Source organism: Sporosarcina sp. Y1004, from assembly GCF_057669665.1.
This window is the reverse complement of record NZ_JBYHFQ010000001.1, coordinates 232,001-256,751: the sequence shown is the minus strand read 5'-3', so window position 1 is coordinate 256,751 and position 24,751 is coordinate 232,001. Positions and strand designations below refer to the sequence as shown.

Below are 24,751 nucleotides of genomic sequence, written 5' to 3'. Positions count from 1 at the left end.
TTTAACGAACTAATCAGTTGGCAAGCACCAGTAGGAGTACCTTTAGATGGGAACAATACTTTATGAAAAGAGGAAACAATTATGAAACCCAAAGTAATCGTCTATAAGAAAGTGGATCAAAAAGTATTGGATTTTATTCAAAAGACTTGTGATATCGTTTATTTTGAGAATTTCGGTTCAGAAACATATCCTGAATTCCTTCGGGAGCTGAAGGACGCTCACGCTATACTAGGTTCGGGATTAAAGGTGGATAAGAGTCTACTAGACAAGGCCCCACATTTGAAAATGGTGTGCAACACTTCTGTTGGCTATGACAATCTTGACTTGTCTGAGTTGTATGAGAGAGGGATTATGGCTACGAACACTCCAGAAGTATTGAACGAGACAGTCGCAGATACGATTATGGGATTGATTTTGTCCACGGCTAGAAGGATGCCGGAGTTAGATCAAATGGTTAAGACAGGGAAGTGGGAATCGAATCTCGGAGAAAAGTGGTTTGGGTTGGATGTCCATCATAAGGTATTGGGGATTATTGGTATGGGAGAAATCGGGTCTTCGGTTGCAAAAAGGGCTCATTTTGGATTTGATATGGACATTTTATACCACAACCGATCCAGAAATGATGAAGCCGAGCAAAAGTATGGAGCTACATACTGCTCGATGGAAGATCTCCTAGCGCAGTCTGATTATGTATGCTTAATGACACCACTTACTCCTGAGACTGAAAAAATGATTGGGAAAAGAGAGTTCGCTCTCATGAAAAAGACTGCTATTTTTATCAATTGCTCAAGAGGGAAAATCGTTGATGAAGAAGCCTTAATCCATGCTTTAAAAACCGGTGAAATTCATGCAGCGGGACTAGATGTCTATGTTCAAGAGCCGGTCATGTTGGATAATCCATTGCTTTTCATGAAGAATGCTGTCACTTTGCCGCATATCGGCTCCGCAACATATGAAACACGCATGAAAATGGCGATGTTAGCGGCTACTAACCTCGTTGCAGGGTTGCAGGGGGAAATTCCACCAACCTTGATTAAAACTGGAGTAAAGGCAAAGTAAATAAACCACCAACTGATTAGTCTGAGAGAAAAAACTTGAATGCAATGGATAGTCTATTTAGGGCTATCCATTTTTATTAAACTGAAATCGATTAATATGCTCATTTAGATATTCAACTTTAATTTAATCAAATTTATCTGAATATATTGAAGTTTGAGTTGACAACTTATTATTATTGTCTTACAATAAGACATATGGAATACAAATTATTATTTTAGAGGGGTGGAGTTCATATGAGTACAAAGATTAGAAAAGCGCCGAAAGGGATTTTAGGATTCCCAGTCGCTCCAATGGATGCCGAAGGAAGATTGGATTTACATGGATTAGGAAAGAATATCGAGTTTTTAATCGAAGGAGGTTTGTCTTCCATTTTTGTGGCGTGTGGAGCAGGTGAATTCCATGCTATCAGTAACGAAGAATACAGATCGATGGTAGAAGTTGCCGTAGAAAAGACAAAAGGTAGAGTTCCGCTATATACGGGTGTTGGTGGGAACATTAAGCACGCGTTAGAGCAGGCGAAGATTTCTGAAGAGCTTGGAGCAGAAGGGTACTTGATTTTACCGCCGTATCTGATCGAACCTTCACAGGATGGTATTTACAATTATTTAAGCGAGATCATAAAAAGCACGGAGTTGAATGCAATCGTTTATCAGCGTGATAATTGTATTTTTGAAGCCGAAACCCTTCAAAAGTTATGCAATCTGCCACAATTGGTAGGGTATAAAGATGGTATTGGAAATATGGAAAAGAATGTCGAGTTTACACATCTAATCGGGGACCGACTTGAATGGGTCAACGGTATGCCTTTAGCAGAAGTAACGATGGCTGCATATGTGAACCTTGGATTCACTTCTTACTCATCAGCGATTTCAAACTATATTCCACATATTTCAGCGAAATATTATGAAGCGCTACTAAGTGGAAACAAAGAAGTATTGAATGAACTATATGAAAACGTGATATTCCCAATTCATCGTATCCGTAAACAGAAGAAAGGATACGCGGTTTCTTTAATCAAAGCAGGCATGCAAATTGTTGGTCTTCCTATTACAACGAATGTTAGGGCACCAATCGCTCCCGTTGAAGAAGAGCATTATGAAGAACTCAAAGTAATTATTGAAAATGCATTGAAGAAATATCCTGCTCATGCAGAGACAGTACAATAGGAGGCAATTATGACTACTACAACTGAAGTAACAACAAAAACGTATTTAAATTATATTAACGGCGAATGGGTTGCATCAGAAACAGGAAAGACAGGGGAAAGTAAAAATCCGGCTAGTAAGGATGAAATCGTAGGATCTTATCAAATCTCCTCAAGTAATGATTTCGACAAAGCCGCGACTTCCGCACGGCAAGCTCAAAAAGCATGGCGCAAACTTACTGGAAACGTTCGAGGCGACTACTTATTGAAAGCTGCTTCTATTATGGAAGAGCGCATTGACGATATCGCAACTGCGATGACACAAGAAATGGGTAAGACATTCCCAGAAGCAAAAGGCGAGACTGCACGCGGCGTAGCCATTTTACGTTACTACGCTGGTGAAGGGATGAGATCCGTGGGTGACGTAATTCCATCGACAGACAGCGAAGCACTTATGTTTACAACGAGAGTCCCGCTTGGCGTTGTTGGAGTGATTACTCCTTGGAACTTCCCGGTGGCAATCCCTCTTTGGAAAATGTCTCCGGCTTTAATTTATGGAAATGCAGTTGTTATTAAACCCGCGAGCGAAACGGCTATTACATGTGCAAAAGTAATTGAGTGTTTGCATGATGCAGGGATTCCGGCAGGGGTTGTCAATATGGTAACGGGTTCGGGTTCACTCCTCGGTCCGGAAATGGCAAGTAACAAAAACATTGATGCAATCACGTTTACAGGGTCGAATACGGTTGGGAAATCACTGGCTCAGACAGCTGTTGATAGAGGCATTAAATACCAACTGGAAATGGGTGGGAAAAACCCTGTCATTGTTGCCAATGATGCAGATCTTGATTTGGCAGTCGAAGCAACAATTAGTGGTGGATTAAAATCATCTGGTCAAAAATGCACAGCGACGAGCCGAGTCATCGTTCAGCAAGGCGTCTATGATGAATTCAAAGAGAAACTCCTTAAGAAAGTTGCAGAAATTACTGTCGGAGACGGTATGGATGCAGGTACATGGATGGGCCCTAGTGTAAACGAGGGGCAGCTGAAAACGGTCCTTTCCTATATTGAAAAAGGGAAAGATGAAGGAGCTAAGCTACTATTTGGCGGAAACGAAGTAACCGGAAAAGATGGATTGAACGGGTACTACGTAGAGCCGACTGTATTCGAAGGCGTAACATCTAAAATGGTGCTTGCAAAAGAAGAGATTTTTGGACCGGTTCTTGCACTTATGAAAGTTGATACGATGGAAGAAGCGTTAGAAGTGGCAAATGACTCAGAATACGGGTTAAGCGCGTCAATCTTTACGACGAAGATTAGTAATATGCTTTCATTCATCAATGAAATGGATGCTGGTCTAGTCCGCATCAACGCGGAAAGCGCAGGGGTTGAACTGCAAGCTCCTTTCGGCGGCATGAAGCAATCTAGCTCCCATTCGCGTGAACAAGGGCAAGCAGCTAAAGAATTCTATACGTCAATCAAAACAGTATTTATAAAATAAGATGAAAAGGAAGGAGTTATGCGATAAAAAGCTTAACTCCTTCCTTTTCAAAAGAAAGATAAGCATGAGGGGTAGGAAAAATAGTAGTCTGGGGGAATTATGAATGTTAATTGGTGAAAAATTGGAAAGTACTGATACTTTTAATGCGAATGGGAAAAAAACGAGTGCTCCGCAAGTTATGAAAATGACTGTCATTCCTGTTGCGGGTCACGACAGTATGCTGTTGAATCTGAGTGGTGCACATAGCCCATACTTTACAAGGAATATTGTTATTCTAGAAGATAGTCAGGGGAATAAAGGGATAGGAGAAGTACCGGGTGGGGAGTCGATTCGCCAGACGTTAGAAGATTCAAAGCCATTCGTAATTGGTGAATCCATCGGTACATATAACTCCATATTAAATAAAGTTCGCCAACAGTTTGCAGCTAGGGATGCAGGCGGACGCGGTGCGCAAACATTTGATCTGCGAACGACAATTCATGTTGTTACGGCTATAGAAGCGGCTTTACTAGACTTACTAGGGAAGTTCCTAGATGTACCTGTCGCTGAATTGCTTGGTGAGGGTCAGCAGCGCGATAGTGTAGAAATACTTGGGTACCTTTTTTATCTAGGTGATCGAAACAAAACGGATTTACCTTATCTAAGTGATACGGAATCGAAAGATGATTGGTTTAGACTACGTCATGAAGAAGCTTTGACGCCTGAATCGATTGTTGCTCTTGCGGAGGCGGCCTATGAACGCTATGGCTTTAATGACTTTAAACTAAAAGGCGGAGTACTATCTGGAGATGAAGAGATTGCAGCAGTGACTGCACTTGCTAAACGTTTCCCTGAAGCAAGAATCACACTTGATCCAAACGGTGCCTGGTCATTAGAAGAAGCGATTCGACTTTGTAAAAATCAACATGATGTACTTGCTTATGCTGAAGACCCATGTGGAGCGGAAGCCGGTTATTCTGCCCGTGAAGCAATGGCAGAGTTCCGCCGCGCTACAGGACTTCCAACAGCCACCAATATGATTGCGACGGACTGGAGACAAATGGGCCACGCAATTCAGCTTAATGCTGTTGATATTCCGTTGGCTGATCCACATTTTTGGACGATGCAAGGTTCGGTCCGTGTCGCTCAAATGTGTAATGATTGGGGATTGACGTGGGGCTCACACTCAAATAATCATTTCGATATTTCTCTTGCAATGTTCACACATGTTGCAGCAGCTGCACCTGGAAAAATCACAGCGATTGATACGCATTGGATTTGGCAAGATGGTCAACGGTTAACGAAGGAACCGCTTCAGATTGTAAGTGGGAAAATTGAAGTTCCCTCTGCGCCTGGCTTAGGTGTTGAAATTGACATGGAACAGATTGAAAAGGCAAACAAACTTTATATCGATCAAAACCTTGGGGCTCGAGATGACTCCATCGGCATGCAGTATTTAATTCCAGACTGGAAATTTGATAATAAACGACCTTGTTTAGTAAGGTGATTTTAAATCGACTGGGTTTTACTATATTAAAAAATGTAGGATAGGCCAGCGGAAAACGTTGGTCTCTATTCTGGTTTGAGGGGGATAAAAATGCATTTTATTGATGATCATGAAATTAGAAACCTTATTTCGATGAAAGAAATTATTGATACAATAGAAGATTATTATGTGAATGGTGGAGAGAAGAAATCATTTGTTCCAGAACGATTATTCATCAATGACTCCGAGAATTCAGCTCTATTAATGCCTTCCTTCTATGAAGATTATTACGGGGCGAAGCTGATTGGTATTGCTCCAGGCAATGCTGCAATCGGTGAAGCTACTTTGAGGGGTATCTTCCTGTTGAATGAAAGGAAGACGATGAAACCACTTGTGATCATGGATGCACGAACGATAACTGCTATGCGGACTGGTGCTGTAAGTGGATTGGGTATGAAATACTTGGCATCTAATGAGTCGGAGACCATTGGCATAATAGGTACTGGGGATCAAGGGTGGAGTCATTTGCAAGCGGCATGTGCTGTAAGATCAGTAAAGCGTGTTTTAGTGTATAATCGTAGTAAGGATAGACTCGATTACTTTATAGAGAAAGCGAAGAAGGAATTTCCAACTATACGATTTGATAGTTCAGATCCTGCGACCATTGTAAAAGAGGCACGAATTATTATTACAACGACAACATCAACTAATCCGGTTATTACTTACGATGCGCAAATTGATTTAACTGGAAAGCATTTCGCAGGTTCAGGTGCATTCAAATCATTCATGCAAGAGATTCCTGACTCAATTATCAAGGAAGCAGATCATCTATTTGTAGATACACATGCAGCGTTTTCCGAATGCGGTGAAATGATTAACGCAAGAAAGTTTGGCCATAGCGAAGAGACAATCCCCGAACTCAGGACCTTGGTTCAACAAGGTGAAAGTGAAGAGATGAAGCAAAAAGTAACCGTTTTCAAATCGGTAGGGGTTTCTATTTTTGACATCCTAACAGCAAAACTGATCTACGAGAGATATCTAAGTCGGGTTGACGTATAAAGTGTACTTGTAAACATAGGAAAAGGAGGGATGAAATGAAAGAATATAAAGTGGACAATGTCCGGAGAAGCACCCTCTCGCAACAGGTGTTAGAACAAATTGTTCAGCTATTAATGAGTGGGCAGCTAAACCCGGGTGATAAATTGCCTCCGGAAATGAATTTGATGGAACAATTTGATGTTAGCCGACCTGTTCTGCGGGAAGCGCTTAGTTCTTTGGAGACCTTGGAAATTATTACGAGAAGGCCGCGCGGAGGTACGTTTGTAAATGATAGGGTCGGAAGTAATCCGTTTAAGGTAATGCTCGCGTTATCAATTAACAATGTTCCTGCAATCATTGAAGCACGCATGGCGTTGGAGTTGGGACTTGTTACGATTGCCGCCGAAAAGATATCGGATGAGCAACTTGAAAAAATCAAAGAAACAATTGATGATATTCAAGAAAATTCAGATAGTAATTATGGACGTATAGATAAGGAATTCCACATTTTAATTGCACAAAGTGCCGATAATCCCGTTGTCGAAGGAATGATAGATTCACTGCTTATCACACACGAGAAAACGGATAGCTTAATCACCTATCGAGAGCCTGATATTACGATTGAGCATCACTTAGCAATCTATGAAGCGTTGAAAAAAAGGGATCCTTTTGAGTCGTTCAAGCAGATGTATACACATTTAAGTTATGTGAGAAAGAAAATAATGGCGGACTATGAGGGGAAACAGTAGCTAGGAAAAGTTGTACATCCTAGCTTTTTTGTTTGCCTTATTTGTCTAGGGAAAAAGACATAAATAAAATGTTTTGTATATTCTGTATTGACATTCTATTTGAAGTCGCGTATTGTACTGGTTAACAACTAAATACGTAACTTTCTTATCCAGAGAGGTGTAGGGACTGGCCCGATGATACCTCAGCAACAGACTTTTTAAGTACTGTGCTAATTCCAGAAGCGTAAGTGTAATGCTTACTGCTTGGAGATGAGAAGAGCAAATAGCGAATTCGCCAAAACCTCTTCTTGAAATTTAGAAGAGGTTTTTTGTTCTTTCTGGAGACCAAAGTTACCTTCAATATATGAAGGGAGAATTATTATGTTTTTGAACAAGACACCAATCAAATTGAGTTATCAAATAACTTAGATAAAGTGCCCTCAAAAAAACTCAGTCGTTTTTAACATCGTTCCGAAGCCAGAAAAAGCATCCGGATTTCCAGTCCGCTCATACGCGCGACTGCCGAAAGAGGAGGGAAATAACCCGCTCATACGCGGTACTGTCGTTAGAAAATAAATAAAGCCCGCTCATACGCGGAACTGTCGTAAGAAAAGAAAAATAACCCGCTCATATGCGGTACTGTCGTAAGAAAAGAAAAATAACCCGCTCATACGCGATACTGCCGAAAGAATAGAAAAAGAGTTCGCTCATTCGCGTCCTGTTCGGATAAAATCAAAAACCACTAAAAAACAGAAAGAAGGAATTTACTATGACAAATCAAGCGACAACACTAACGAAAGCACCATTCAGAGCGGACCATGTTGGAAGTTTACTACGACCGGATAACTTGCATAAAGCGCGCAAAGACTTTAAAGAAGGCACAATTACTGCACAACAATTACGAGAAGTAGAAACACAGGAAATTAAACGGGTGGTTGATAAGCAAATTGAAGTTGGTTTGGAACTTGTAACAGATGGTGAATTTAGACGTACATGGTGGCATTTGGACTTCTTGGAGCATCTGAATGGAATTGAAGGATTTGTACCTGAGAAAGGTTACACATTTGACGGGGTTGAAACTGAAAAATACGACGTTCGCAACACAGGTAAGATTTCATTTAACCCTAATCATCCATTCATTCAAGACTTTGTTGAGCTTAATGAAATCGTTGGCGGTCGTGCTGTTGTGAAACAAACGATTCCGAGCCCAAATCAACTCTTTAATGTCGGAATTCGTAATAGTGACATTTACCCGGATATTGAAGAATACGCAAACGATATCATTCAGGCGTATAAAGATGCACTGAATGCATTTTACAAAGCGGGTGTACGTTATTTACAGTTGGATGATGTGCATATTGCCGGTCTTTCCGCACCAGATCATCCATTCAAAGATGGAGACTATTCAAGGGAGCAACTAATTGACCTTGCATTACGTATCATTAATGGTGTGCTGGAAGATAAACCAGAAGATTTAGTCGTAACAACTCACTTATGCCGCGGGAACTACCAATCGACATGGGCGTTTGAAGGAAGCTATGCATTGATTGCGCCAACGCTCCTTGCAAAAGAAAAAGTGGATGGCTTCTTCTTGGAATATGACGACGAACGTTCAGGAGACTTTAAACCGTTAGATCATGTTCCAAATGGTGGAGCAAAAGTCGTGCTGGGTGTTGTTACATCGAAAAATGGAGAAGTAGAAGACAAAGATGCGGTTATCGCGCGCATTCAAGAAGCGGCGCAATACGTGCCACTTGAACAGCTGTGCTTGAGCCCACAATGCGGATTTGCTTCAACGCATCACGGCAACAAATTGACAGAAGAACAGCAATGGGAGAAATTGAAATTCATTGTAGACGTAGCGAAAGAAGTCTGGGGCTAAATAAAAGAAACCTGAACAAAGCTCATTTGCTTTGTTCAGGTTTTTTCATTCTACAGTGAATGGTACAGCGACAGACAACTCGTACAACGGCTCGCCAAGCGATAAAAATGTTTTCACAAGACGGTATTCGCCTGGAATCAGCGTCACGCCAAGCGCATCGACCGAAAAAGTCTGGCGTGCTTTGCTGCCGGCTGACAACACATTTCCATAGTCTTTGAAGGACGGATTCTTTAAGAACACAGCATCTGAATAAGTAATGATAAACCACTGGCCATCTTTATTTACTTCAATATGATAAAACTCACCCAATTGATAGTCGGATGAAGTGGCATTTTGCACGACTGTCTTGATAACAGATGGTGATCCGAGGTAAGTATCTTCTTCAAGCGTAAGTGATAAACCTTCCTCGGATGCATGCATCTCTTGGTCAGGTACCGGGTAAGACAATGTAGAAATGGTAGATTCATTTCCGCACGCGGTGAGGACAAGTATAAGGGTAAGTGCAATTGTTAGTTGTTTTTTCATAATAAGGTACACCTCCATTTCTATCATATCCCTTTGATTGTGGATAAACATTGATTAAAATCAAGTACTTGGGTGTGGATAAGTTGTAATAGTGAAAAATATTAATTATGCACATGTGGACAATTTATTGCGAGAGAATGAAACTTCCCCCTCAGATTTCCGTATAACAAAGAAAGGGGTGGTTTTGATGAGACAAGATATTCACGAACGGCAATTGGAACTAGCAACGCGACGGTCGCAACGCAATCGGATCAAACGGCGGTTGGACGGGGCTGAGTTGCAATTATCAGAAGCCATTGCAATGCGTGATAAATCCTACAAACAGCTGACAAAAGAACAACAGGATGTTGTGAAACTCGGAAAGTTTTCTTTCATGAATAAGATTAGTGAGTGGACGGGCACATGGGATGAAAAAATGGAAAAGGAAATTTCAGAAGCTGCTGAGGCTGAATTGCAATACAATGAGGCTGAAAAAGTAGTGACGGATTTAGAGGCGGAAGCCAAACAACTGCGTGAAGACATGAAAAATCCAGCTTTCACTTATATAGATGAAGACTGGGCAGATTTTATAAAGGAAAAGGAGACATGGATTCGGCACAATGATTCCGTTGCAAATAGTACACTGCAAAAAATTGCGGATGACCGGGTAAGGGTGCGTTCGCTGTGCCGCGAAATCGACGAAGCCCGCGATGCCGGTCAAAAGGCTAGCCGTGCACTTGATGCGGCGCTAGATAAGCTTGAATCAGCGGAAGGAATGTCGGTTTGGGACACATTTCTTGGCGGCGGTTTGATTGTATCAGCGCTCAAGTATTCCGAAATTAACAGTTCCGACGACCTCGTCCACCGCGCGCAACGTGCACTTCGCCATTATGAAACAGAATTGATGGACGTTCAGAATGCTGCGACTGAATCATTCATAGTAAATAAAAAGGATATTTTCACATTCACCGATCTGTTTTTTGATAATATATTTTCGGACTGGATGGTTCATTCACGCATTACGGATGCGAAAAGTAAGTTGAATGATGTGCTTCAAGAAGTGCGCAAAGTACAGGATCGGCTTGCGAGAAAATATGATGAATTGAATCATGAATTGGAACGATTGGATGTGAAGGAAACAGAAATTATCGAAGCCTGATAGATAATCCATGGTTGTTGAGGTAATTCGACAGACAATCATGGCAAACAAAAAATCCGTGAGAAAATCTCCTTATTCTTGAAGCAACGGGATGCAGGTAATGCATCCCACCACATAATGGAGCAAAATTCGAACACTCAATAGGTTTCATTCAAATGCCAAAAATTCAAGCCGATTGCCAAAAGGATCCTGTGTGAAAAAGCGAGAACGGCCTTCGATTGGGGGCTCTTCGCTAATGATGTAACTAGCTTCTTCCAATCGCGATTTTAACTGATCAAGTGCATTCACTGTAAAACCGGGGTGCGCTTTTTTGGCAGGGATGAAGTCCTGCTGAATGCCGATGTGCACTTCGTGTGAACCACACTGGAACCAGCAACCGCCGCGTGCCTTCAAGTTTTCCGGTTTTGGGATTTCCTGCATGCCAAGAAGGTCTCCATAAAACGTCCGAGCTGCATCCTCAGAACCGGGTGGCGCTGCAATTTGGATATGATCAATGCCTGTTAAAAACGAACTCATGATTCATCACTCCTTTGAACGTTGTAACTTTAGTATAGCCCTCATTCAACCGCGGCACCATTCCTCATTTTGGACTACCAGACATAAGTAACTCTTATTGAAATCGGTAAAAGTATTCAATTTTTCCTATCAGAGTCAATTTCATTGTTTCTTATTTTAATTGCAAAAACTAATATTAACAAGATTTCTTAATCGATTATTCGTTTGCATGGATGAGTTCCGTTGATTGTAACGTAAGGCGGCGACTCCTGCGGGAACAGCGCGAGCGGAAAGCCCCGCAGGAACGAAGTGACGAGGAGATTGAAGCCGTGCCCGCGGAAAGCGTCCGCCTGGAGTATAAATCAACCTTGTTCGGATTTCATAAAAAATCTTCAATTATGAAGTTAACTCATTAATCAAACGAATATCTTTACACTATATCGCATACAGTGTACTATGTAACTAATACACCGATACATTAAGGAGGAAAGCTTATGAAGCAGTGGAATGGGTTAGTGAAAAAAGAGTGGATAACGATGAAGTGGGCGTTACTCGTTAGTGCATTGTTCGGAACCCTTGTCATGTCATTTTTTCCGCTATTGATAACCAGATTTTTGGGATCCGAAGTACATGTTTTTGAAGTCGCGCTTGTTATCTGTTTTCTATGGGCGATTGCAAGTGCGTTCGCTCCGGTGATTGCATTGTCTACGATGCTGGAAAGGGAAATGAAGCGTCCGGATGTATGGCTTCATTCGACAGCATCTATTTATAAACTGGTTGGCGCAAAAGCATTGTTGGGATCCCTTATTGGCGCAGTAGGACTGCTAATTTCTACAATCGTTCTTGCGGTACAATACGCATTATTCAAATCTGCAACAATTACATTCAACGATTTGTTTTTCTTTGGAAGTATTTTCATCGTACTGGTTTTTGCGGTTTCGTTCATTTTCATGAGTGTCGGATTTTTCTTCTGGGTCATTGATCGTCTGATGAAACCCTTTTTAAAGGGATATTCAATAGTGGCTACTATCATTTTGATCTTCATTTCATCTCGAATCTATAGTCTATTCACCCTTTCCGATTTTTATCAGAAGCTGGTGTCGATTGGACCTATTGATGTTATGAAACTCAAAAATCCGTTACTTAATGTGGAGTTCATTTACTTTGAACATATGGAGACACTATTTTACTCAGGTGAAATTCTATTCAATGTTTTTTGTACAGTCGCTTTGTTCATCGTAGCAGCTGTTCTGTTCGAGAAGAAAGTGAGGTTGTAAAGCTTATGAAAAGATGGAGAGGGTTAGTGCAAAAAGAATGGGTGCAGATGAGATGGAGACTTGTTTTCTATATTTTTATCAATAGTCTAATCCTATTCTGGGGTGTGGATCACCTGGTTTTTGGGTTGCCAGAGGACCTTTTCGCTTCTCTTCAACCGATGATTGGACTTTGTTTCATACTCCACTTGGTTATGGCGGTGACCTTGCTAATTGATAGTCTTGGAAAGGAAATGGGACATCTGGCTATTTGGCTTCATTCCCCAGCATCGATGCGGCAGCTGGTGGGTGCAAAGTTTTTACTAATTAGCTTGACGGTAGGCTGTTCGCTCGTACTATGCGGAATGATTGCTGGAATTACTTATTACGCGGACGGTGGAACGGTGTCCGTTGTAGACAATCTGCTTTTATCGCTTAGTGTGGGCGCTGTCATTATGATGAACGCCCTCTATGGCATGGCACTCGTGTTTTTCTTCTGGTCGATTTACCAGGTGTTTCGTTCACGGATAGGCTTGTTCTCGATTGTTGTCATCATTATCTTGGTCAACATTTGGATTATTGGATGGGGATTTGTCTGGTTCACGGAGGTGTTCCAAACGGTCAAGGATATGGGGCCAATGTATGGCTCGATTCAGGAGATGAATCTACTAATGTTTAACAATTACATTGTCCCAAGCGGAACGATTTTAACAATCGGCAGTATTGTATTATACGTTTTGCTGACGGTATTCTATTTCGTTTTCGGGTCCATGTTATTCGAAAAGAAAGTGAGGTTGTAACAATGGGCATTAATTTTCTTCCAGACAAACCGATTTACCAACAGCTCATCGACCTGATAACGGGAGATATCATCCGAAGAACGTTGAAGCCAGGGGAGAAATTGCCGTCTGTTCGTGAGTATGCCATTGAAGCTGGTGTGAATGCCAATACGATGCAGCGCGTCTATAAGGAGCTGGAGCAAATGGAAATCACCGAAACGAAGAGAGGGCAAGGATCTTTCGTCACGGAAGATGAAGTGAAAATAGCCATGCTTCGTAATGAAATGAAGGAACAGCTTGTGGCGTCATTCATTCAAAATGTTGAAGCACTTGGTTTTACGACCTCAGAAATGCTGCAGCACCTACAGGAAAGGGGTGGAAAAGATGATTGAGCTTAGAAATATATCGAAAAAGTATGGCAGACGAAAAGCGCTTGACGGTCTTACGCTTTCCCTGCCGCAAGGAAAAATAATCGGACTTGTTGGGGAGAATGGAAGCGGGAAAACAACGCTGTTGAAAATGATTGCTGGATTAGTGACACCTGATTCTGGAAGTGCTGTGTTAAGCGGAAGTCATATTACGCGAAGGGTGGCATCCACTATCGCTTATATGCCGGACGCGGACCTGTTCTATCCGTATTTCACTGTGGGTCAGCTCATCGAATATTATGAGTCGCAGTTTACCGATTTTAACTTGGTGAAAGCGAAGGAGATTGCGCAATTTTTAAATCTTTCACTCGATTCTAAAATAAAACATTTGTCCAAAGGGAACCGGGGACGTGTCAAAATTGCGGTGACGCTTGGACGTGAAGCGGATTACTATTTGTTGGATGAACCCTTCTCCGGCCTCGATCCGATGGTGCGTGATGACATCGCGAAAGGCCTGATCCGTTTCACTGATACTGAGCGCCAAACCATTTTAATGTCGACACATGAAATAAAAGAAGTGGAACCATTGCTCGATGAAATCGTAGTACTAAGAGGGGGACGTATAATCGCGCATGAAGCGGTTGACGAAATCCGGAATACTTACGGGAAAGATGCCACCTCATGGATGGTGTCACTGTTCAAAAAGAAAGGGTGATGTGGGGATGAAACCAGTAGTAGAATTAAAGAATTTATCGAAAACAATCGGTAGAAAAAAGATTATCGACAACTTGAGTCTATCGTTGTATCCTGGACAAATTACAGGGTTCCTCGGACCAAACGGAGCTGGGAAAACGACGACAATTCGTATGATGGTTGGTCTCATGAAGCCATCGGGCGGGGATATCGTCATTGACGGTAAATTACTAGCTGATGATTTTGAAGAAGGCCTATCGAAGGTCGGAGTCATTGTAGAGAATCCGGAAATGTACAAATTCATGTCGGGTTACAAAAACTTATTGCACTTTGCGCGTATGCATGACGGTGTGACAAAAGAGCGGATTAATGAAGTCGTTAATAAGGTAGGTATGCAAAATCGAATTCATGAAAAAGTATCAACCTATTCACTTGGAATGAGGCAGCGACTCGGATTGGCACAGGCACTTTTACACAATCCGAAGTTTCTGATTCTCGATGAGCCGACAAATGGACTCGATCCCGCAGGAATTCGCGAGTTCCGGACGCATCTAAAAGTAATTGCGGAAACAGAAGGCGTTTCTGTTTTTGTTTCAAGCCATATGCTATCGGAAATTGAACTTATGTGTGATCGGATTGCAGTCATTCAGAACGGGAAACTGGTTGATATCCGAGATGTGTCGAATGAGCAAGAATCTCATTACTATATTGAAGCATTTCCGACAGAAACTGCTGAAGCTTTGCTAATTGCGGGCGGATTTACAATTGAACCACTGAATGGCGGATTTATCATTAATGCAGAAAAAACGCAGATACCAGGACTTATCCAGCAGATGATGGCACAGGAAATTCAATTGTTTGCAGTCCAGCCGCATCGCAAAACACTGGAAGATCAATTCCTAGAAATGACTGGAGGTGGCCAGATTGCTGAAGCTCATACAAAATGAATGGATGAAATTATGGAGTAAAAAAGCGACTTGGATTATGACTGGCCTACTCGTGTTGGCGATTTTAGGAATGTTCGGTCTAACGAAATGGATCGATTCGGTGAATGATTACGAGGAGCAAGATTGGAAAACAAATGTACAGAGCGAACTAACCTATGCAGAACAAGATCTAAGCAGTCCGGGTCTATCAGAAAGCGACCGAAAGCGAATTGAAAAGAATAAGAAGATTCTTGAATACCGCTTGGCAAATTCAATCGAACCGCTAGACGGTAATAGCCGGGAAAGTATGATTATGAATTCAAGTACGATCGTCGGAGCCATCGTTGTTTTGCTGACGGTTATTGTTGCAGCAGGAATTGTTGCATCTGAATTTACGCAAGGAACGATAAAGATGCTGTTATCCCGCCCCGTCAAAAGATGGAAAATCTTAACGTCCAAATACACGACGGTCATATTATTTGGCATTTTTCTTATGTTACTCGGATTTATCGTTTCCACGCTTGGCGCGTTTCTCTTATACCAATCAGGCAATGGTGCAGAACTTGTTTGGAACGGGAAGGAAGTTGTAGAAGTATCGGTTTGGGGTAAAGGGCTTTATATGTTGTTACTATCATTCGGGAATGTTTTCGTAACGGCAACATTTGCGTTCATGATTGGTAGCGTATTCCGTTCTAGCTCACTCGCAATTGGACTATCGCTGTTCATCTACTTCATGGGCTCGACATTGGTCGTACTTTTAGCAAAATACGAAGTCGTGAAATACATCGTCTTCACACATATGGATTTGACGATTCATGAAACAGACTTTCAAATTGTAGAGGGCATTACGATGCAATTTTCACTCGCCGTTCTTGCAGTGTATGTTGTAATATTCCTGTTTATCAGCTATACGACGTTCATTAAACGGGATATTACAGCTTAATCGCTCTTTTTTTAACGAGATAGTCAGAGACTTGTCCGAATGTTGTCTCGTGGAAATGCTAAATTACCAAACAAAAAGCCCTCCATCATCGGAGGGCTTTTGCATGTAATTAATTATGGTTGCTGAATGTACGAACGAGACCAGCGATATTCCCTACGATTACAAATGTAAACAGTGCGATTAGAATGTATACGAAAAACATTGGCTATCACTCCTTTTATACAATAAATCCTACCTCTATTATACCACTGGGTTGATGGGTGGGCAATGATATCCCAATTGAACTGCTACTAATTGTGACGAGGTTGTTGAGCAAGAGGGATTGAATCAGAAGTTCTTATTATCTTGTGACAATAGAAAGTCCGCAAATTTACTGAATTACCAATGAAAACATTACCATTCGGTAGAGTATTCGATATAATCAGATAGTGAAGGGGGAATGGGGATATGATCAAGCAGTCAACGATTGAAAACGTGTTAGAAGCCGCACTTTCTACAGGCGGCGACTTTTCGGAAGTGTTCATAGAAGACAAATTGTCTAACGTAATGGAGTTGCAGGGTGGAAAGATAGAAAAAAGTATTTCTGGCCGAGACTTCGGTATTGGGATACGTATCTTTTCAGGTCTGCAGAGTATCTATACGTACACGACCGATTTCTCAGAAGAAGGATTAATTAATGCGGCGAAACGGGCAGCACTTGCCATCAAAGGTGGGGGCAGCGGAACAATTCACCCGCTTCAGAAAGAGAAGTTTGAAGCGATCCATAAAATTGCCCAAATGCCGCAAACTGTGGAGCATGCACGGAAAGCAGCAGTCATGAAAAAAGCCAATGAAATTGCTAGAAATTACGATGAACGCATTAAGCAGGTAGAACTTCGATATATTGACGAGCAACAGAACGTTCTCATTGCAAACTCGGAAGGGAAATTTGTTGAAGACACACGTGTCTATAGCAGGCTTGCTATTCAGGCAACTGCATCAGACGGTATTGAATTGCAAACTGGTTTCTACGGTCCGGGTGCACATGCCGGTTTTGAATTTATCGAAAACCTTGACCTTACTCATTACGCGGGTGAAGCTGCGCGCATTGCGGTGACGATGCTTGAAGCGGATGAATGTCCGAGCGGAAAGTTTCCTGTCATCATTGACAATGAATTCGGCGGGGTCATTTTTCACGAAGCATGTGGGCATGGACTTGAAGCGACAGCCGTTGCGAAAAACAATTCCGTTTTTGCAAATCGAATTGGTGAAAAAGTCGCTCCGGATATCGTAACGTACATCGATGACGGAACACTGCCAAATGAGTGGGGGTCGCTCAATATTGACGATGAGGGTGAAAAGACACAAAAGAATGTCTTAATTGAAGACGGTATTCTCAAAGGCTATCTCGTCGATAAATTCAATGCGCGTCGCATGAATACCGAAGCAACAGGTTCTTCACGCCGTCAATCATACCGCTTTAGTCCGACATCCCGTATGACGAATACCTATATTGCTTCAGGTAAATCGACTCCCGAAGAAATTATCGCATCGACCGAACACGGTATTTATGCAAAATATATGGGCGGTGGCCAAGTGAACCCGGCTACTGGTGACTATAATTTTGCCGTGGCCGAGGCTTATCTAGTGAAGAATGGAAAAATTGACCGACCAGTACGTGGCGCAACATTAATTGGAAACGGCGCAAAAACACTGCAGCTCGTTGACATGGTTGGTAATAATCTTGCACATGGCGCAGGAATGTGTGGGTCGATAAGTGGAAGTTTGCCGGTCAACGTTGGCCAGCCCATGATTCGTATCAGTGAAATTACCGTCGGCGGGACAAAGGGGGAGTAATTGATGACGATTAATGAATTTCAAAAGAAACTGTTAGCTGAAGCTATGAACGCAGGTTTTAAAGAAGCTGAAGTTTATTATGAGAAGTCCGAGTCGTTTCAGGTCATGATTTTCAAAGGAGAAATTGACAGTTACGAGACGTCTGAAGAAGGCGGCCTTGGTTTACGTGGACTCTATAATGGTAAAATGGGATACGCTTATACAGAAAAAATTGAAGAAGCGTCAATCGGATTTTTGATAAACAGCGCCAAAGCCAATGCGGATGTTCTTGATGAAGACGACGGAACGGACATATTCGAAGGCAGTGAAACGTATGCAGCGCATGATTTCTATAGTGAAGCGCTCGCACAGGTTCCTACCCTTGAAAAGATTGAACTCATCAAGTCAATCGAAAAGAAAGTTTTTGCATATGATTCACGAATTGTCACGCTCAACTACTGTGCGTTGCAAGAGTTTTCGGCGGAGCGCGTAATGGCGAACAACAAAGGCCTAATGTTGAATGAAAAGCAGAATGGACTCATTATCTTCATTTCCGCAGTCGTTAAAGAAGGGGAAGAAATGAAAACGGGAAGCTTTAGTAAAATGACGCGTGATTTCAATGAACTTGACGCCGACGCAATTGCGAAAGAAGTGGCGGAAGAAGCACTATCAAATCTGGGTGAACAATCAATTCCAGCCAAGAAGTACAAGGTTATCCTGCGCCACGATGCATCTGCATCGCTACTCGCCGCGTTCACACCAATCTTTTCGGCTGAGAACACACAGATGGGTCAGTCATTATTAAACGGGAAAGTTGGGGAACAGATTGCGTCTGCTCATTTCACGTTACTAGATGATCCAACACATCCAGACGCGATTGCCGGTTCGAACTTTGACGGAGAAGGCGTTGCGACTAAAAAACGTGCAATCGTCACGAATGGGACACTAGAAACATTGCTTCATAACCGGAAAACGGCGAAAAAAGATGGTGTCGAAACGACCGGACATGCACGTAAATCATCCTACAAAAGTACACTGACAGTCGCTCCACAAAATTTGTATATTGCATCAGGTACGAAGAGCAAGGAAGAAATGATTGCATCTACACAAGAAGGCGTTTTGATCACAGGCTTGTCAGGCCTTCATTCCGGAGCGAGTACAGTCTCAGGCGACTTCTCCCTCGCTGCAACAGGCTTCTATATTAAAGATGGGCATATTGCATCCGCTGTTAAACAGATGACAATTGCCGGAAACTTCTTCGATTATATGAAAGACATCGAAGAGACAGGTTCAGACTTGGAATTCAAGCCAGGCGGCTACGGTTCGCCATCCGTTGTGGTCAAAAGTCTTTCTGTAACGGTCGATTAAGTCGAGATGACAGGCGTAGTAACTAAGCTACTTTTTTCGGAATAAAAAAAGGGGCAATCCCATCGCTGGGATTGCCCTCTTTTTAGTTGAATATTAAAGTGTTTTTCCTTCTTTTAACAAGTCTCGAATTTCCTCTAGAAGTGCTTCTTTAGCGTCGATTGGTGCATCATCAACGATTGGCTCTTCTTTACGCTTGAATTTCATAAGCAAACGAATGACCATAAAGATAGCAAATGCAACAATAAGGAAATCAATGACGGTTTGAATGAACATCCCGTACATAATTTTAGTATCGAGGAAAGTATAGCTTAGTCCGGAGAAGTCAATGCCGCCTGAAATTAGTCCGATTAATGGTGTAATAATATGTTCTACGAGTGAGGACACGATTTTTCCAAATGCAGCACCAATTACAACTGCGATGGCAAGGTCGAACACATTGCCTTTAAATGCAAATTCTTTGAAGTCTTTTAACACTTCATTCAATCCCCTGTCTCTTCTTAACTTTATTGAAGAGGTAAACTATGTAATGACTTTACCCTCTACCAATAGATTATAAACTGAGAGAATGCGATTAACAACAGTCGCAATACATAGGGAATGGATTAGAAATCCTCCTAATACCGATCCGACGCTTTGTCGATGCCTCCGAAGCCACCGAAAAAGTCCGATTTCCTTCAATGCCGTTGATTTCCGTTCCGAGCGGACGCTTTCCGCGGGCACGGCTTCAGCCAATCGAACAGCGAAGGGTTCGATTTGCCGTATTTCTGCTTTCTTTGCAGAAATTAAGGCATCCTTCCCTCGTGCTCCCAACGCTAGCGCTGGAGTCGCCGCTCTTCACTACAATCAACTAGTTCTTACTATAAAAAAGAACTTTTTCAGTGCCCTCGATGCCTCTCGCAGTAAGCCGGAAGTGAGCCCAGGGAGGGATTGAACTATATCCCTCCATCAGTCTTATCGCTCCGGCTACCACGAAGTCGCGCTTTCGCTAGATGGTCTCTATGTAGGGAAGCACATTTCGTTATCGGGGAAAAGACCTGTAGCCTTTAGTGAGTCATTCTTCAATGAAATTAGTATCAAATAGTAATCTCATTATAATCTCAGTCTATACGTCTTAAAATCACTCTCAATAATGGGACACCCTAGCGCAAGCGCGACAAGGGGTAGCCGAAGCCCTGAGACTGGATACGAAGCACCAATCCGCTCATGGCCAGAGGCATCCCCAGAGCGCCAAGCGGTCTTTATTCCACACTCCGAATCACAGTAATATTGCTATTCAGCCGTCCACTGCGTCATCAGGAAACCAGCGGTAAACAGTCAAATCAACTTTACCGTCCGCACTAAATGTAATGCCTTCCATTTCAAGCAACTCGCGTTGGTGAAGACCCTTGCTTTCCACGTCGGCAGGTGCAGAAATACCGCCTTGTGCATTGATGATTCGGTGCCAAGGTAGCTCATACTTTGCACTCATCGAGTGGAGTACCCGGACAACTTGCCTTGCGCCACGCGGACTTCCCGCAGCCGCGGCAACTTGTCCATAAGTCATGACGTGCCCGACGGGGATACCTTGGATAATTCCTATGACTCGTTCGGTAAATAAATTCATAAACAACACCCCCATTTTGCGTTACTTCCATTATATCAAAGCTTCATATGAAACTTTTAACGACTCAGTTCGTATAGTTAATAGAATAGTTTGGATAGGGAAAGGGTTGATGAAATGCAAGAGTTATTTGTCAGGCGCACACTCATCGGTTTTGTGTTGAAAGTCGTCGGACTGATTGCGATAAGTTGGGGTATTCTTCAAGGATTCCTCCTATTGGTTCAACTATCTTATTCCTTTCCAAATGGAATGGGGTTTATTAGTTTAGGAAGTGTGGTTGTACCCTCTGCTATTTACGGGGTGGTATTCATAGGACTTGGCGAAGTAATTGATTTGCTGCAAAAGATTCATGACCAGAATGACCCGAAAGTTCAAGCATTACAAGCAGTGGAAAAAGAGTTGCGTGCTTCAGCCATTGCACCAGTCCCTTTATATGCCGAAAAGGAAATAAAGGAATTCTATTCCAATCAAAACAGTTGGGTGGACCATATCCTACCTACGAAGGCGAAGGACATTTTTATTGTAATAGCGAATGGTCGTACAACGTATATTGAACTTGGCGGACTTGTACCAAAAACGCTCAGTGAGGATGAAGCACTGAAGCGCTTGTAATACATGGACAAAGAATATTCACATACACATCAAAACAAGAGCGTTTCCCATCACTCATCGACGCGAAACATGCTTATTTTTTTCTCATATTTGTGTTGGAAATAGGCATAAACTGAGATTGCGACTGTAACCCATAAAGCACTCGCCGCAATTCCGCCGACGACATCGCTTGGATAATGGACACCGAGATAGATTCGACTGATCCCAATCATACTAATCATGAAGGCGGCGAATAAGAACAGCAGCACACGAGTCCATGCTGTTTGCACATTGCGACTGATGCTATACGCAACGATCGCATAGGCACTAAATGCCATCATCGTATGCCCACTTGGAAAGCTGAAACCATTCGCGTCCATGATACGGTAGATTTCAGGGCGCTCTCGTTTGAAATAAATTTTTAGTAGAAAATTCAAGATAGGTGTCAGAAAAATAACGACTATGAACAAGATTGCTTGGTGTTTATGGTGTTTCACAAAGTAAAAATAGAAAAACGCAATGAGCGCAAGTGGCATGACGAAAAAAGCGGATCCGCCCCACGTGAACACGATCATGATCGTTGTCAGCCAAGGAGCTTCCAGTCCTTGAACGTATTCAATAATAGAAGTGTCGAAGTTTACTATCGATTTGTTGCTGATAGCGGTTGCGATATATCCAAAAGCGATACCGAAACCGAGAACTAGGATAAATGCTGTAAATAATCGGAGTGGGAGTTCGCGCATTAAATGCACTCCTTTCGTTTTCCCAATTGTATACCATGCTGAAGTAGAAAATATAGCTAATCTCGTTTTGAAGACTATATCATTAATGGGGAAAGATGCTACACTAGAAAAAACTATCATTTCCAAAAAGGATGTATTATGACACTACTTCTTTTATTTGTTGGTTCATACTTGCTAGGCAATGTGTTGACAGGCTCCATCATAAGTCGTTTCCTTTATAAGAAAAACATTAGAACAGAAGGCAGTGGGAATCCCGGAGCTCGCAATGCAGGGCGGATTTTAGGTAAGAAAGCTTTCATTGCGACCTTTATTGGAGATGCATTAAAAGGTGCACTGGCTGTTATCGTTGCTAAATCGCTCGGTTTTGATGCGTTCATAGCACTACTGGTGCTTTTCGCCGTAACTTTAGGACACGTGTTTCCAGTCATCTTTAAGTTTCGTGGCGGGATGGGCGTGTCCACTTACATTGGCGGTATGCTGGCTTTCGACCTGTTTCTATTTTCAGCTTTCGTGGGAATTTTCCTTGTCTTGTATCCTTTATTGAAAAGCTTCACACTTGCAGGAATGGGTGGAGTCTTACTCATGCCTGTTTTAGTGCTATTATTTCCATATACAATGCCTGTTTTCATCGCCGCCTGTTTGCTGTCCACACTTCTTTTATTCACACATCGGGATGATTTGAAACAGAAACTTATGCCGGAAAAGAGTTGAGAGAATGACTTTCATCTACAAAGTTGCGGAAACGCATTCGGAGTTTGAACAGATTCACGATTTGAATTATCGGACATTTGCAGAGGAAATCCCTCAGCATGAACGAAATGAAAAACATCAACTGATTGATAAGTTTCATGATGAGAATACATATATTATTTGTAAGAAAAAAACACAAGTTATCGGGATGATTGCGGTGCGCAGTAAGCGGCCTTTCTCGCTTGACGGAAAAATCGGGATAGTGGAAGATCATTTACCGTTTGAAGCAAATAATCCTGTTGAAATCAGACTTCTTGCGATTGAGCGTAACTATCGGAATGGTCGAGCTTTCCTTGGTCTTACGCAGGCGCTTGTTCAATATTGCCTAAAAGCAGGTTATGACGCCGCACTTATATCGGGGACAGTGCGGGAACAGAAACTCTATGGTCAACTAGGATTTTTGCCGTTTGCTCAATTGACAGGGACAAAGGAAGCTGCTTTCCAGCCGATGTACTTAACAAAAGAAACATTCGACGCTGGGATTGCAGGAAGAATTTTGAAACCGCTCATCAATTTACTACCAGGTCCTGCGACCATTACTGAAGATGTGAGAAAAGCAATGATGACTGAACCCTTTTCACATCGATCTACGGCGTTTGAAATGATATTGAAACGCGTGAAAGAGAGGCTGACAACTTTGACAGGCGCAAAGTATGTTCAGCTCTTTCAAGGAACAGGTACACTTGCGAATGATGTAGTGGCGGCACAGTTAAGTATGCACGACGGCAAGGGCCTTATACTGGTTAATGGAGAGTTTGGCTCAAGGTTATCAGATCATGCAAAGCGCTTTGGTATGGCGTTTGACACAATCGAAACCGAGTGGGGCTGTTCTTTTGATGGGGATGAAATCGACCATGCATTGCAATCCGGTCAATACAGTTGGTTATGGCTTGTGCATTGTGAAACGTCCACGGGTGTGCTGAACGATTTGGATTTAATGAAAAAATATTGTTCACTTTACAACATCACACTTGTAGTCGACTGTGTGAGTGCAATTGGGACAACACCTGTCGATTTATCAGGAGTCACATATGCTTCAGGAGTCAGCGGAAAAGGACTATTGAGTTATACGGGTCTGTCGTTCGTTTTCCATAACGAGATAATCATCAAGAGGGATAGCTTGCCGCGTTACCTTGATTTGGGCGCATACGCAGATGCATCTGGAATTCCTTATTCCCAGTCATCTAATCTGGTCTCCGCACTGGATGCAGCTTTACGGAAATTTCAGCTCCCGGAGGAAGTTTTCACGGCAATTTCAAACCGTGCACAAAAAGTTAGAAGAGCGGTTGAAGGAGCTGGATTCACAATCCTGTCGTCGGAGGAATCTGCAGCTGCTGCAATTGTTACGATTGTATTGCCGAAAGGTTTATCGGCAATACGGCTTGGAGATAATTTGTTTTTGAACGGCTTTAACGTGCATTATGAAAGTGAATATTTACGCCAACGAAATTGGCTTCAGATTTCATGTATGAACGACGTGAAGGAAAAAGAGCTCGACAGATTACTTCACTTGCTCCCGTTCTTAACATTTGCAGACGAACAAGTGTTTAAGGTAGACTCCATAGGGAAAACAAATGATAGAGAAGGAGTGGTTAGTCATGAAGGAATTAACAACAGTAGGTGAGTGGAACGACGTATTGGAACAATCAAAAGAAGGACCTTTACTCGTTTTAAAACACAGTACGACATGTCCAATCAGTGCTGCTGCCTACAGTCAGTTTGAAACCGTTACAACAGACGCACCGAAATACTTTCTGAAAGTTAGTGAAAGTCGTCCTGTTTCCAATGAAATCGAAAGTAATCTCGGAGTAGCACATGCATCTCCGCAACTGTTTCTGCTGAAAGACGGAGAAGCAGTCTGGCAAGCGACCCATCATTCAATTCAAGGAACAGCCATTGAAAAAGCAGTAGAAGATCTCGTAAATAAATAAGCTGAAACAGGTATTC

General features: G+C 42.3%; 25 protein-coding genes, 1 pseudogene and 1 riboswitch. Of the genes and pseudogenes, 21 read left to right on the top strand and 5 right to left on the bottom strand.

What is annotated here, in order from left to right:
• The first annotated feature begins 81 nt into the window (after positions 1 to 81).
• From AC25Y6_RS01400 to AC25Y6_RS01365, 8 genes and pseudogenes are all read left to right on the top strand, one after another.
• Positions 82 to 1,059 carry a 2-hydroxyacid dehydrogenase gene (locus AC25Y6_RS01400; RefSeq protein ID WP_488141821.1) on the top strand — a complete coding sequence of 326 codons (978 nt, stop codon included), beginning with the start codon at positions 82 to 84 and terminating at the stop codon, positions 1,057 to 1,059.
• A 233-nt stretch (positions 1,060 to 1,292) separates the two neighbouring features.
• Entirely contained in the window at positions 1,293 to 2,225 is a 933-nt protein-coding gene (gene kdgD, locus AC25Y6_RS01395; protein ID WP_488141820.1) for a 5-dehydro-4-deoxyglucarate dehydratase, read from the top strand.
• Positions 2,226 to 2,234: 9 nt separating this feature from the next.
• Positions 2,235 to 3,704 carry an alpha-ketoglutaric semialdehyde dehydrogenase GucD gene (gene gucD, locus AC25Y6_RS01390; protein WP_488141819.1) on the top strand — a complete coding sequence of 490 codons (1,470 nt, stop codon included), beginning with the start codon at positions 2,235 to 2,237 and terminating at the stop codon, positions 3,702 to 3,704.
• A 103-nt stretch (positions 3,705 to 3,807) separates the two neighbouring features.
• On the top strand, positions 3,808 to 5,190 hold the full coding sequence (gene gudD, locus AC25Y6_RS01385) for a glucarate dehydratase (RefSeq protein WP_488141818.1): 1,383 nt from the start codon (positions 3,808 to 3,810) through the stop codon (positions 5,188 to 5,190).
• A gap of 90 nt (positions 5,191 to 5,280) precedes the next feature.
• Positions 5,281 to 6,228 (top strand): ornithine cyclodeaminase family protein, encoded by a 948-nt coding sequence (locus AC25Y6_RS01380; protein WP_488141817.1) that lies wholly within the window; start codon positions 5,281 to 5,283, stop codon positions 6,226 to 6,228.
• Positions 6,229 to 6,263: 35 nt separating this feature from the next.
• Positions 6,264 to 6,956, top strand: coding sequence for a FadR/GntR family transcriptional regulator (locus AC25Y6_RS01375; RefSeq protein ID WP_488141816.1), 693 nt, complete (start codon positions 6,264 to 6,266; stop codon positions 6,954 to 6,956).
• 142 nt (positions 6,957 to 7,098) lie between these two features.
• A riboswitch (SAM riboswitch) is annotated at positions 7,099 to 7,212 on the top strand.
• A 100-nt stretch (positions 7,213 to 7,312) separates the two neighbouring features.
• Positions 7,313 to 7,511, top strand: a pseudogene (locus tag AC25Y6_RS01370) (hypothetical protein); the annotation flags it as partial.
• Positions 7,512 to 7,704: 193 nt separating this feature from the next.
• Positions 7,705 to 8,817 carry a 5-methyltetrahydropteroyltriglutamate--homocysteine S-methyltransferase gene (locus AC25Y6_RS01365; protein WP_488141815.1) on the top strand — a complete coding sequence of 371 codons (1,113 nt, stop codon included), beginning with the start codon at positions 7,705 to 7,707 and terminating at the stop codon, positions 8,815 to 8,817.
• Positions 8,818 to 8,862: 45 nt separating this feature from the next.
• On the opposite strand, the gene AC25Y6_RS01360 is transcribed toward AC25Y6_RS01365, so the two are convergent.
• Positions 8,863 to 9,342, bottom strand: coding sequence for an immunoglobulin-like domain-containing protein (locus AC25Y6_RS01360; protein WP_488141814.1), 480 nt, complete (start codon positions 9,340 to 9,342; stop codon positions 8,863 to 8,865).
• 187 nt (positions 9,343 to 9,529) lie between these two features.
• On the opposite strand from AC25Y6_RS01360, the gene AC25Y6_RS01355 reads away from it, so the two are divergent.
• On the top strand, positions 9,530 to 10,480 hold the full coding sequence (locus tag AC25Y6_RS01355) for a hypothetical protein (RefSeq protein WP_488141813.1): 951 nt from the start codon (positions 9,530 to 9,532) through the stop codon (positions 10,478 to 10,480).
• A gap of 147 nt (positions 10,481 to 10,627) precedes the next feature.
• On the opposite strand, the gene AC25Y6_RS01350 is transcribed toward AC25Y6_RS01355, so the two are convergent.
• The gene (locus AC25Y6_RS01350; protein ID WP_488141812.1) at positions 10,628 to 10,996 is read right to left on the bottom strand and encodes a VOC family protein; all 369 of its coding nucleotides are present in this window, start codon (positions 10,994 to 10,996) and stop codon (positions 10,628 to 10,630) included.
• 473 nt (positions 10,997 to 11,469) lie between these two features.
• Here AC25Y6_RS01350 and AC25Y6_RS01345 point away from each other — a divergent pair, with 473 nt between their 5' ends.
• The 8 genes from AC25Y6_RS01345 (at position 11,470) to AC25Y6_RS01310 (ending at position 19,120) form a co-directional block, all read left to right on the top strand.
• Positions 11,470 to 12,252 (top strand): hypothetical protein, encoded by a 783-nt coding sequence (locus AC25Y6_RS01345; protein ID WP_488141811.1) that lies wholly within the window; start codon positions 11,470 to 11,472, stop codon positions 12,250 to 12,252.
• 5 nt (positions 12,253 to 12,257) lie between these two features.
• Entirely contained in the window at positions 12,258 to 13,028 is a 771-nt protein-coding gene (locus AC25Y6_RS01340) for a hypothetical protein (protein ID WP_488141810.1), read from the top strand.
• A 2-nt stretch (positions 13,029 to 13,030) separates the two neighbouring features.
• The gene (locus AC25Y6_RS01335; protein WP_482104874.1) at positions 13,031 to 13,399 is read left to right on the top strand and encodes a GntR family transcriptional regulator; all 369 of its coding nucleotides are present in this window, start codon (positions 13,031 to 13,033) and stop codon (positions 13,397 to 13,399) included.
• The gene (locus AC25Y6_RS01330; RefSeq protein ID WP_488141809.1) at positions 13,392 to 14,090 is read left to right on the top strand and encodes an ABC transporter ATP-binding protein; all 699 of its coding nucleotides are present in this window, start codon (positions 13,392 to 13,394) and stop codon (positions 14,088 to 14,090) included. The genes AC25Y6_RS01335 and AC25Y6_RS01330 overlap by 8 nt, the downstream gene beginning before the upstream one ends.
• Positions 14,091 to 14,097: 7 nt before the next feature.
• A complete protein-coding gene (locus AC25Y6_RS01325; RefSeq protein ID WP_488141808.1) occupies positions 14,098 to 15,015 on the top strand; it encodes an ABC transporter ATP-binding protein in 918 nt (305 codons plus the stop codon).
• Positions 14,993 to 15,937, top strand: a complete 945-nt coding sequence (locus tag AC25Y6_RS01320) for an ABC transporter permease (RefSeq protein ID WP_488141807.1) — start codon at positions 14,993 to 14,995, stop codon at positions 15,935 to 15,937. The genes AC25Y6_RS01325 and AC25Y6_RS01320 overlap by 23 nt, the downstream gene beginning before the upstream one ends.
• A 447-nt stretch (positions 15,938 to 16,384) precedes the next feature.
• Positions 16,385 to 17,773 carry a TldD/PmbA family protein gene (locus AC25Y6_RS01315; RefSeq protein ID WP_488141806.1) on the top strand — a complete coding sequence of 463 codons (1,389 nt, stop codon included), beginning with the start codon at positions 16,385 to 16,387 and terminating at the stop codon, positions 17,771 to 17,773.
• A 3-nt stretch (positions 17,774 to 17,776) separates the two neighbouring features.
• A complete protein-coding gene (locus tag AC25Y6_RS01310) occupies positions 17,777 to 19,120 on the top strand; it encodes a TldD/PmbA family protein (protein WP_488141805.1) in 1,344 nt (447 codons plus the stop codon).
• A 93-nt stretch (positions 19,121 to 19,213) separates the two neighbouring features.
• On the opposite strand, the gene mscL is transcribed toward AC25Y6_RS01310, so the two are convergent.
• A complete protein-coding gene (mscL, locus tag AC25Y6_RS01305; RefSeq protein WP_482102731.1) occupies positions 19,214 to 19,594 on the bottom strand; it encodes a large conductance mechanosensitive channel protein MscL in 381 nt (126 codons plus the stop codon).
• 799 nt (positions 19,595 to 20,393) lie between these two features.
• Positions 20,394 to 20,723 carry an MGMT family protein gene (locus tag AC25Y6_RS01300; protein WP_488140974.1) on the bottom strand — a complete coding sequence of 110 codons (330 nt, stop codon included), beginning with the start codon at positions 20,721 to 20,723 and terminating at the stop codon, positions 20,394 to 20,396.
• A 114-nt stretch (positions 20,724 to 20,837) separates the two neighbouring features.
• On the opposite strand from AC25Y6_RS01300, the gene AC25Y6_RS01295 reads away from it, so the two are divergent.
• Entirely contained in the window at positions 20,838 to 21,332 is a 495-nt protein-coding gene (locus tag AC25Y6_RS01295) for a hypothetical protein (protein WP_482104867.1), read from the top strand.
• A 50-nt stretch (positions 21,333 to 21,382) separates the two neighbouring features.
• On the opposite strand, the gene AC25Y6_RS01290 is transcribed toward AC25Y6_RS01295, so the two are convergent.
• A complete protein-coding gene (locus AC25Y6_RS01290; RefSeq protein ID WP_488141804.1) occupies positions 21,383 to 22,054 on the bottom strand; it encodes a phosphatase PAP2 family protein in 672 nt (223 codons plus the stop codon).
• Between the two features lie 138 nt (positions 22,055 to 22,192).
• Here AC25Y6_RS01290 and AC25Y6_RS01285 point away from each other — a divergent pair, with 138 nt between their 5' ends.
• From AC25Y6_RS01285 to ytxJ, 3 genes are read left to right on the top strand one after another with little or no spacing between them, the layout of a single operon-like run.
• Positions 22,193 to 22,765 carry a glycerol-3-phosphate acyltransferase gene (locus AC25Y6_RS01285; protein ID WP_488140976.1) on the top strand — a complete coding sequence of 191 codons (573 nt, stop codon included), beginning with the start codon at positions 22,193 to 22,195 and terminating at the stop codon, positions 22,763 to 22,765.
• A 4-nt stretch (positions 22,766 to 22,769) separates the two neighbouring features.
• Positions 22,770 to 24,428 (top strand): aminotransferase class V-fold PLP-dependent enzyme, encoded by a 1,659-nt coding sequence (locus AC25Y6_RS01280; protein ID WP_488141803.1) that lies wholly within the window; start codon positions 22,770 to 22,772, stop codon positions 24,426 to 24,428.
• On the top strand, positions 24,403 to 24,735 hold the full coding sequence (gene ytxJ, locus AC25Y6_RS01275) for a bacillithiol system redox-active protein YtxJ (RefSeq protein WP_482102714.1): 333 nt from the start codon (positions 24,403 to 24,405) through the stop codon (positions 24,733 to 24,735). The genes AC25Y6_RS01280 and ytxJ overlap by 26 nt, the downstream gene beginning before the upstream one ends.
• Positions 24,736 to 24,751: the final 16 nt, after the last annotated feature.

Coding starts and splice junctions, on each gene's coding strand:
- AC25Y6_RS01345 (WP_488141811.1), top strand. CDS start 11,470: ATGAAGCAGTGGAATGGGTTAGTGAAAAAAGAGTGGATAACGATGAAG.
- AC25Y6_RS01325 (WP_488141808.1), top strand. CDS start 14,098: ATGAAACCAGTAGTAGAATTAAAGAATTTATCGAAAACAATCGGTAGA.
- AC25Y6_RS01360 (WP_488141814.1), bottom strand. CDS start 9,342: ATGAAAAAACAACTAACAATTGCACTTACCCTTATACTTGTCCTCACC.
- AC25Y6_RS01365 (WP_488141815.1), top strand. CDS start 7,705: ATGACAAATCAAGCGACAACACTAACGAAAGCACCATTCAGAGCGGAC.
- AC25Y6_RS01335 (WP_482104874.1), top strand. CDS start 13,031: ATGGGCATTAATTTTCTTCCAGACAAACCGATTTACCAACAGCTCATC.
- ytxJ (WP_482102714.1), top strand. CDS start 24,403: ATGAAGGAATTAACAACAGTAGGTGAGTGGAACGACGTATTGGAACAA.
- AC25Y6_RS01355 (WP_488141813.1), top strand. CDS start 9,530: ATGAGACAAGATATTCACGAACGGCAATTGGAACTAGCAACGCGACGG.
- AC25Y6_RS01330 (WP_488141809.1), top strand. CDS start 13,392: ATGATTGAGCTTAGAAATATATCGAAAAAGTATGGCAGACGAAAAGCG.
- AC25Y6_RS01300 (WP_488140974.1), bottom strand. CDS start 20,723: ATGAATTTATTTACCGAACGAGTCATAGGAATTATCCAAGGTATCCCC.
- AC25Y6_RS01280 (WP_488141803.1), top strand. CDS start 22,770: ATGACTTTCATCTACAAAGTTGCGGAAACGCATTCGGAGTTTGAACAG.
- kdgD (WP_488141820.1), top strand. CDS start 1,293: ATGAGTACAAAGATTAGAAAAGCGCCGAAAGGGATTTTAGGATTCCCA.
- gucD (WP_488141819.1), top strand. CDS start 2,235: ATGACTACTACAACTGAAGTAACAACAAAAACGTATTTAAATTATATT.
- AC25Y6_RS01340 (WP_488141810.1), top strand. CDS start 12,258: ATGAAAAGATGGAGAGGGTTAGTGCAAAAAGAATGGGTGCAGATGAGA.
- AC25Y6_RS01375 (WP_488141816.1), top strand. CDS start 6,264: ATGAAAGAATATAAAGTGGACAATGTCCGGAGAAGCACCCTCTCGCAA.
- AC25Y6_RS01285 (WP_488140976.1), top strand. CDS start 22,193: ATGACACTACTTCTTTTATTTGTTGGTTCATACTTGCTAGGCAATGTG.
- AC25Y6_RS01295 (WP_482104867.1), top strand. CDS start 20,838: ATGCAAGAGTTATTTGTCAGGCGCACACTCATCGGTTTTGTGTTGAAA.
- AC25Y6_RS01350 (WP_488141812.1), bottom strand. CDS start 10,996: ATGAGTTCGTTTTTAACAGGCATTGATCATATCCAAATTGCAGCGCCA.
- AC25Y6_RS01290 (WP_488141804.1), bottom strand. CDS start 22,054: ATGCGCGAACTCCCACTCCGATTATTTACAGCATTTATCCTAGTTCTC.
- gudD (WP_488141818.1), top strand. CDS start 3,808: ATGTTAATTGGTGAAAAATTGGAAAGTACTGATACTTTTAATGCGAAT.
- AC25Y6_RS01400 (WP_488141821.1), top strand. CDS start 82: ATGAAACCCAAAGTAATCGTCTATAAGAAAGTGGATCAAAAAGTATTG.
- AC25Y6_RS01380 (WP_488141817.1), top strand. CDS start 5,281: ATGCATTTTATTGATGATCATGAAATTAGAAACCTTATTTCGATGAAA.
- AC25Y6_RS01310 (WP_488141805.1), top strand. CDS start 17,777: ATGACGATTAATGAATTTCAAAAGAAACTGTTAGCTGAAGCTATGAAC.
- AC25Y6_RS01315 (WP_488141806.1), top strand. CDS start 16,385: ATGATCAAGCAGTCAACGATTGAAAACGTGTTAGAAGCCGCACTTTCT.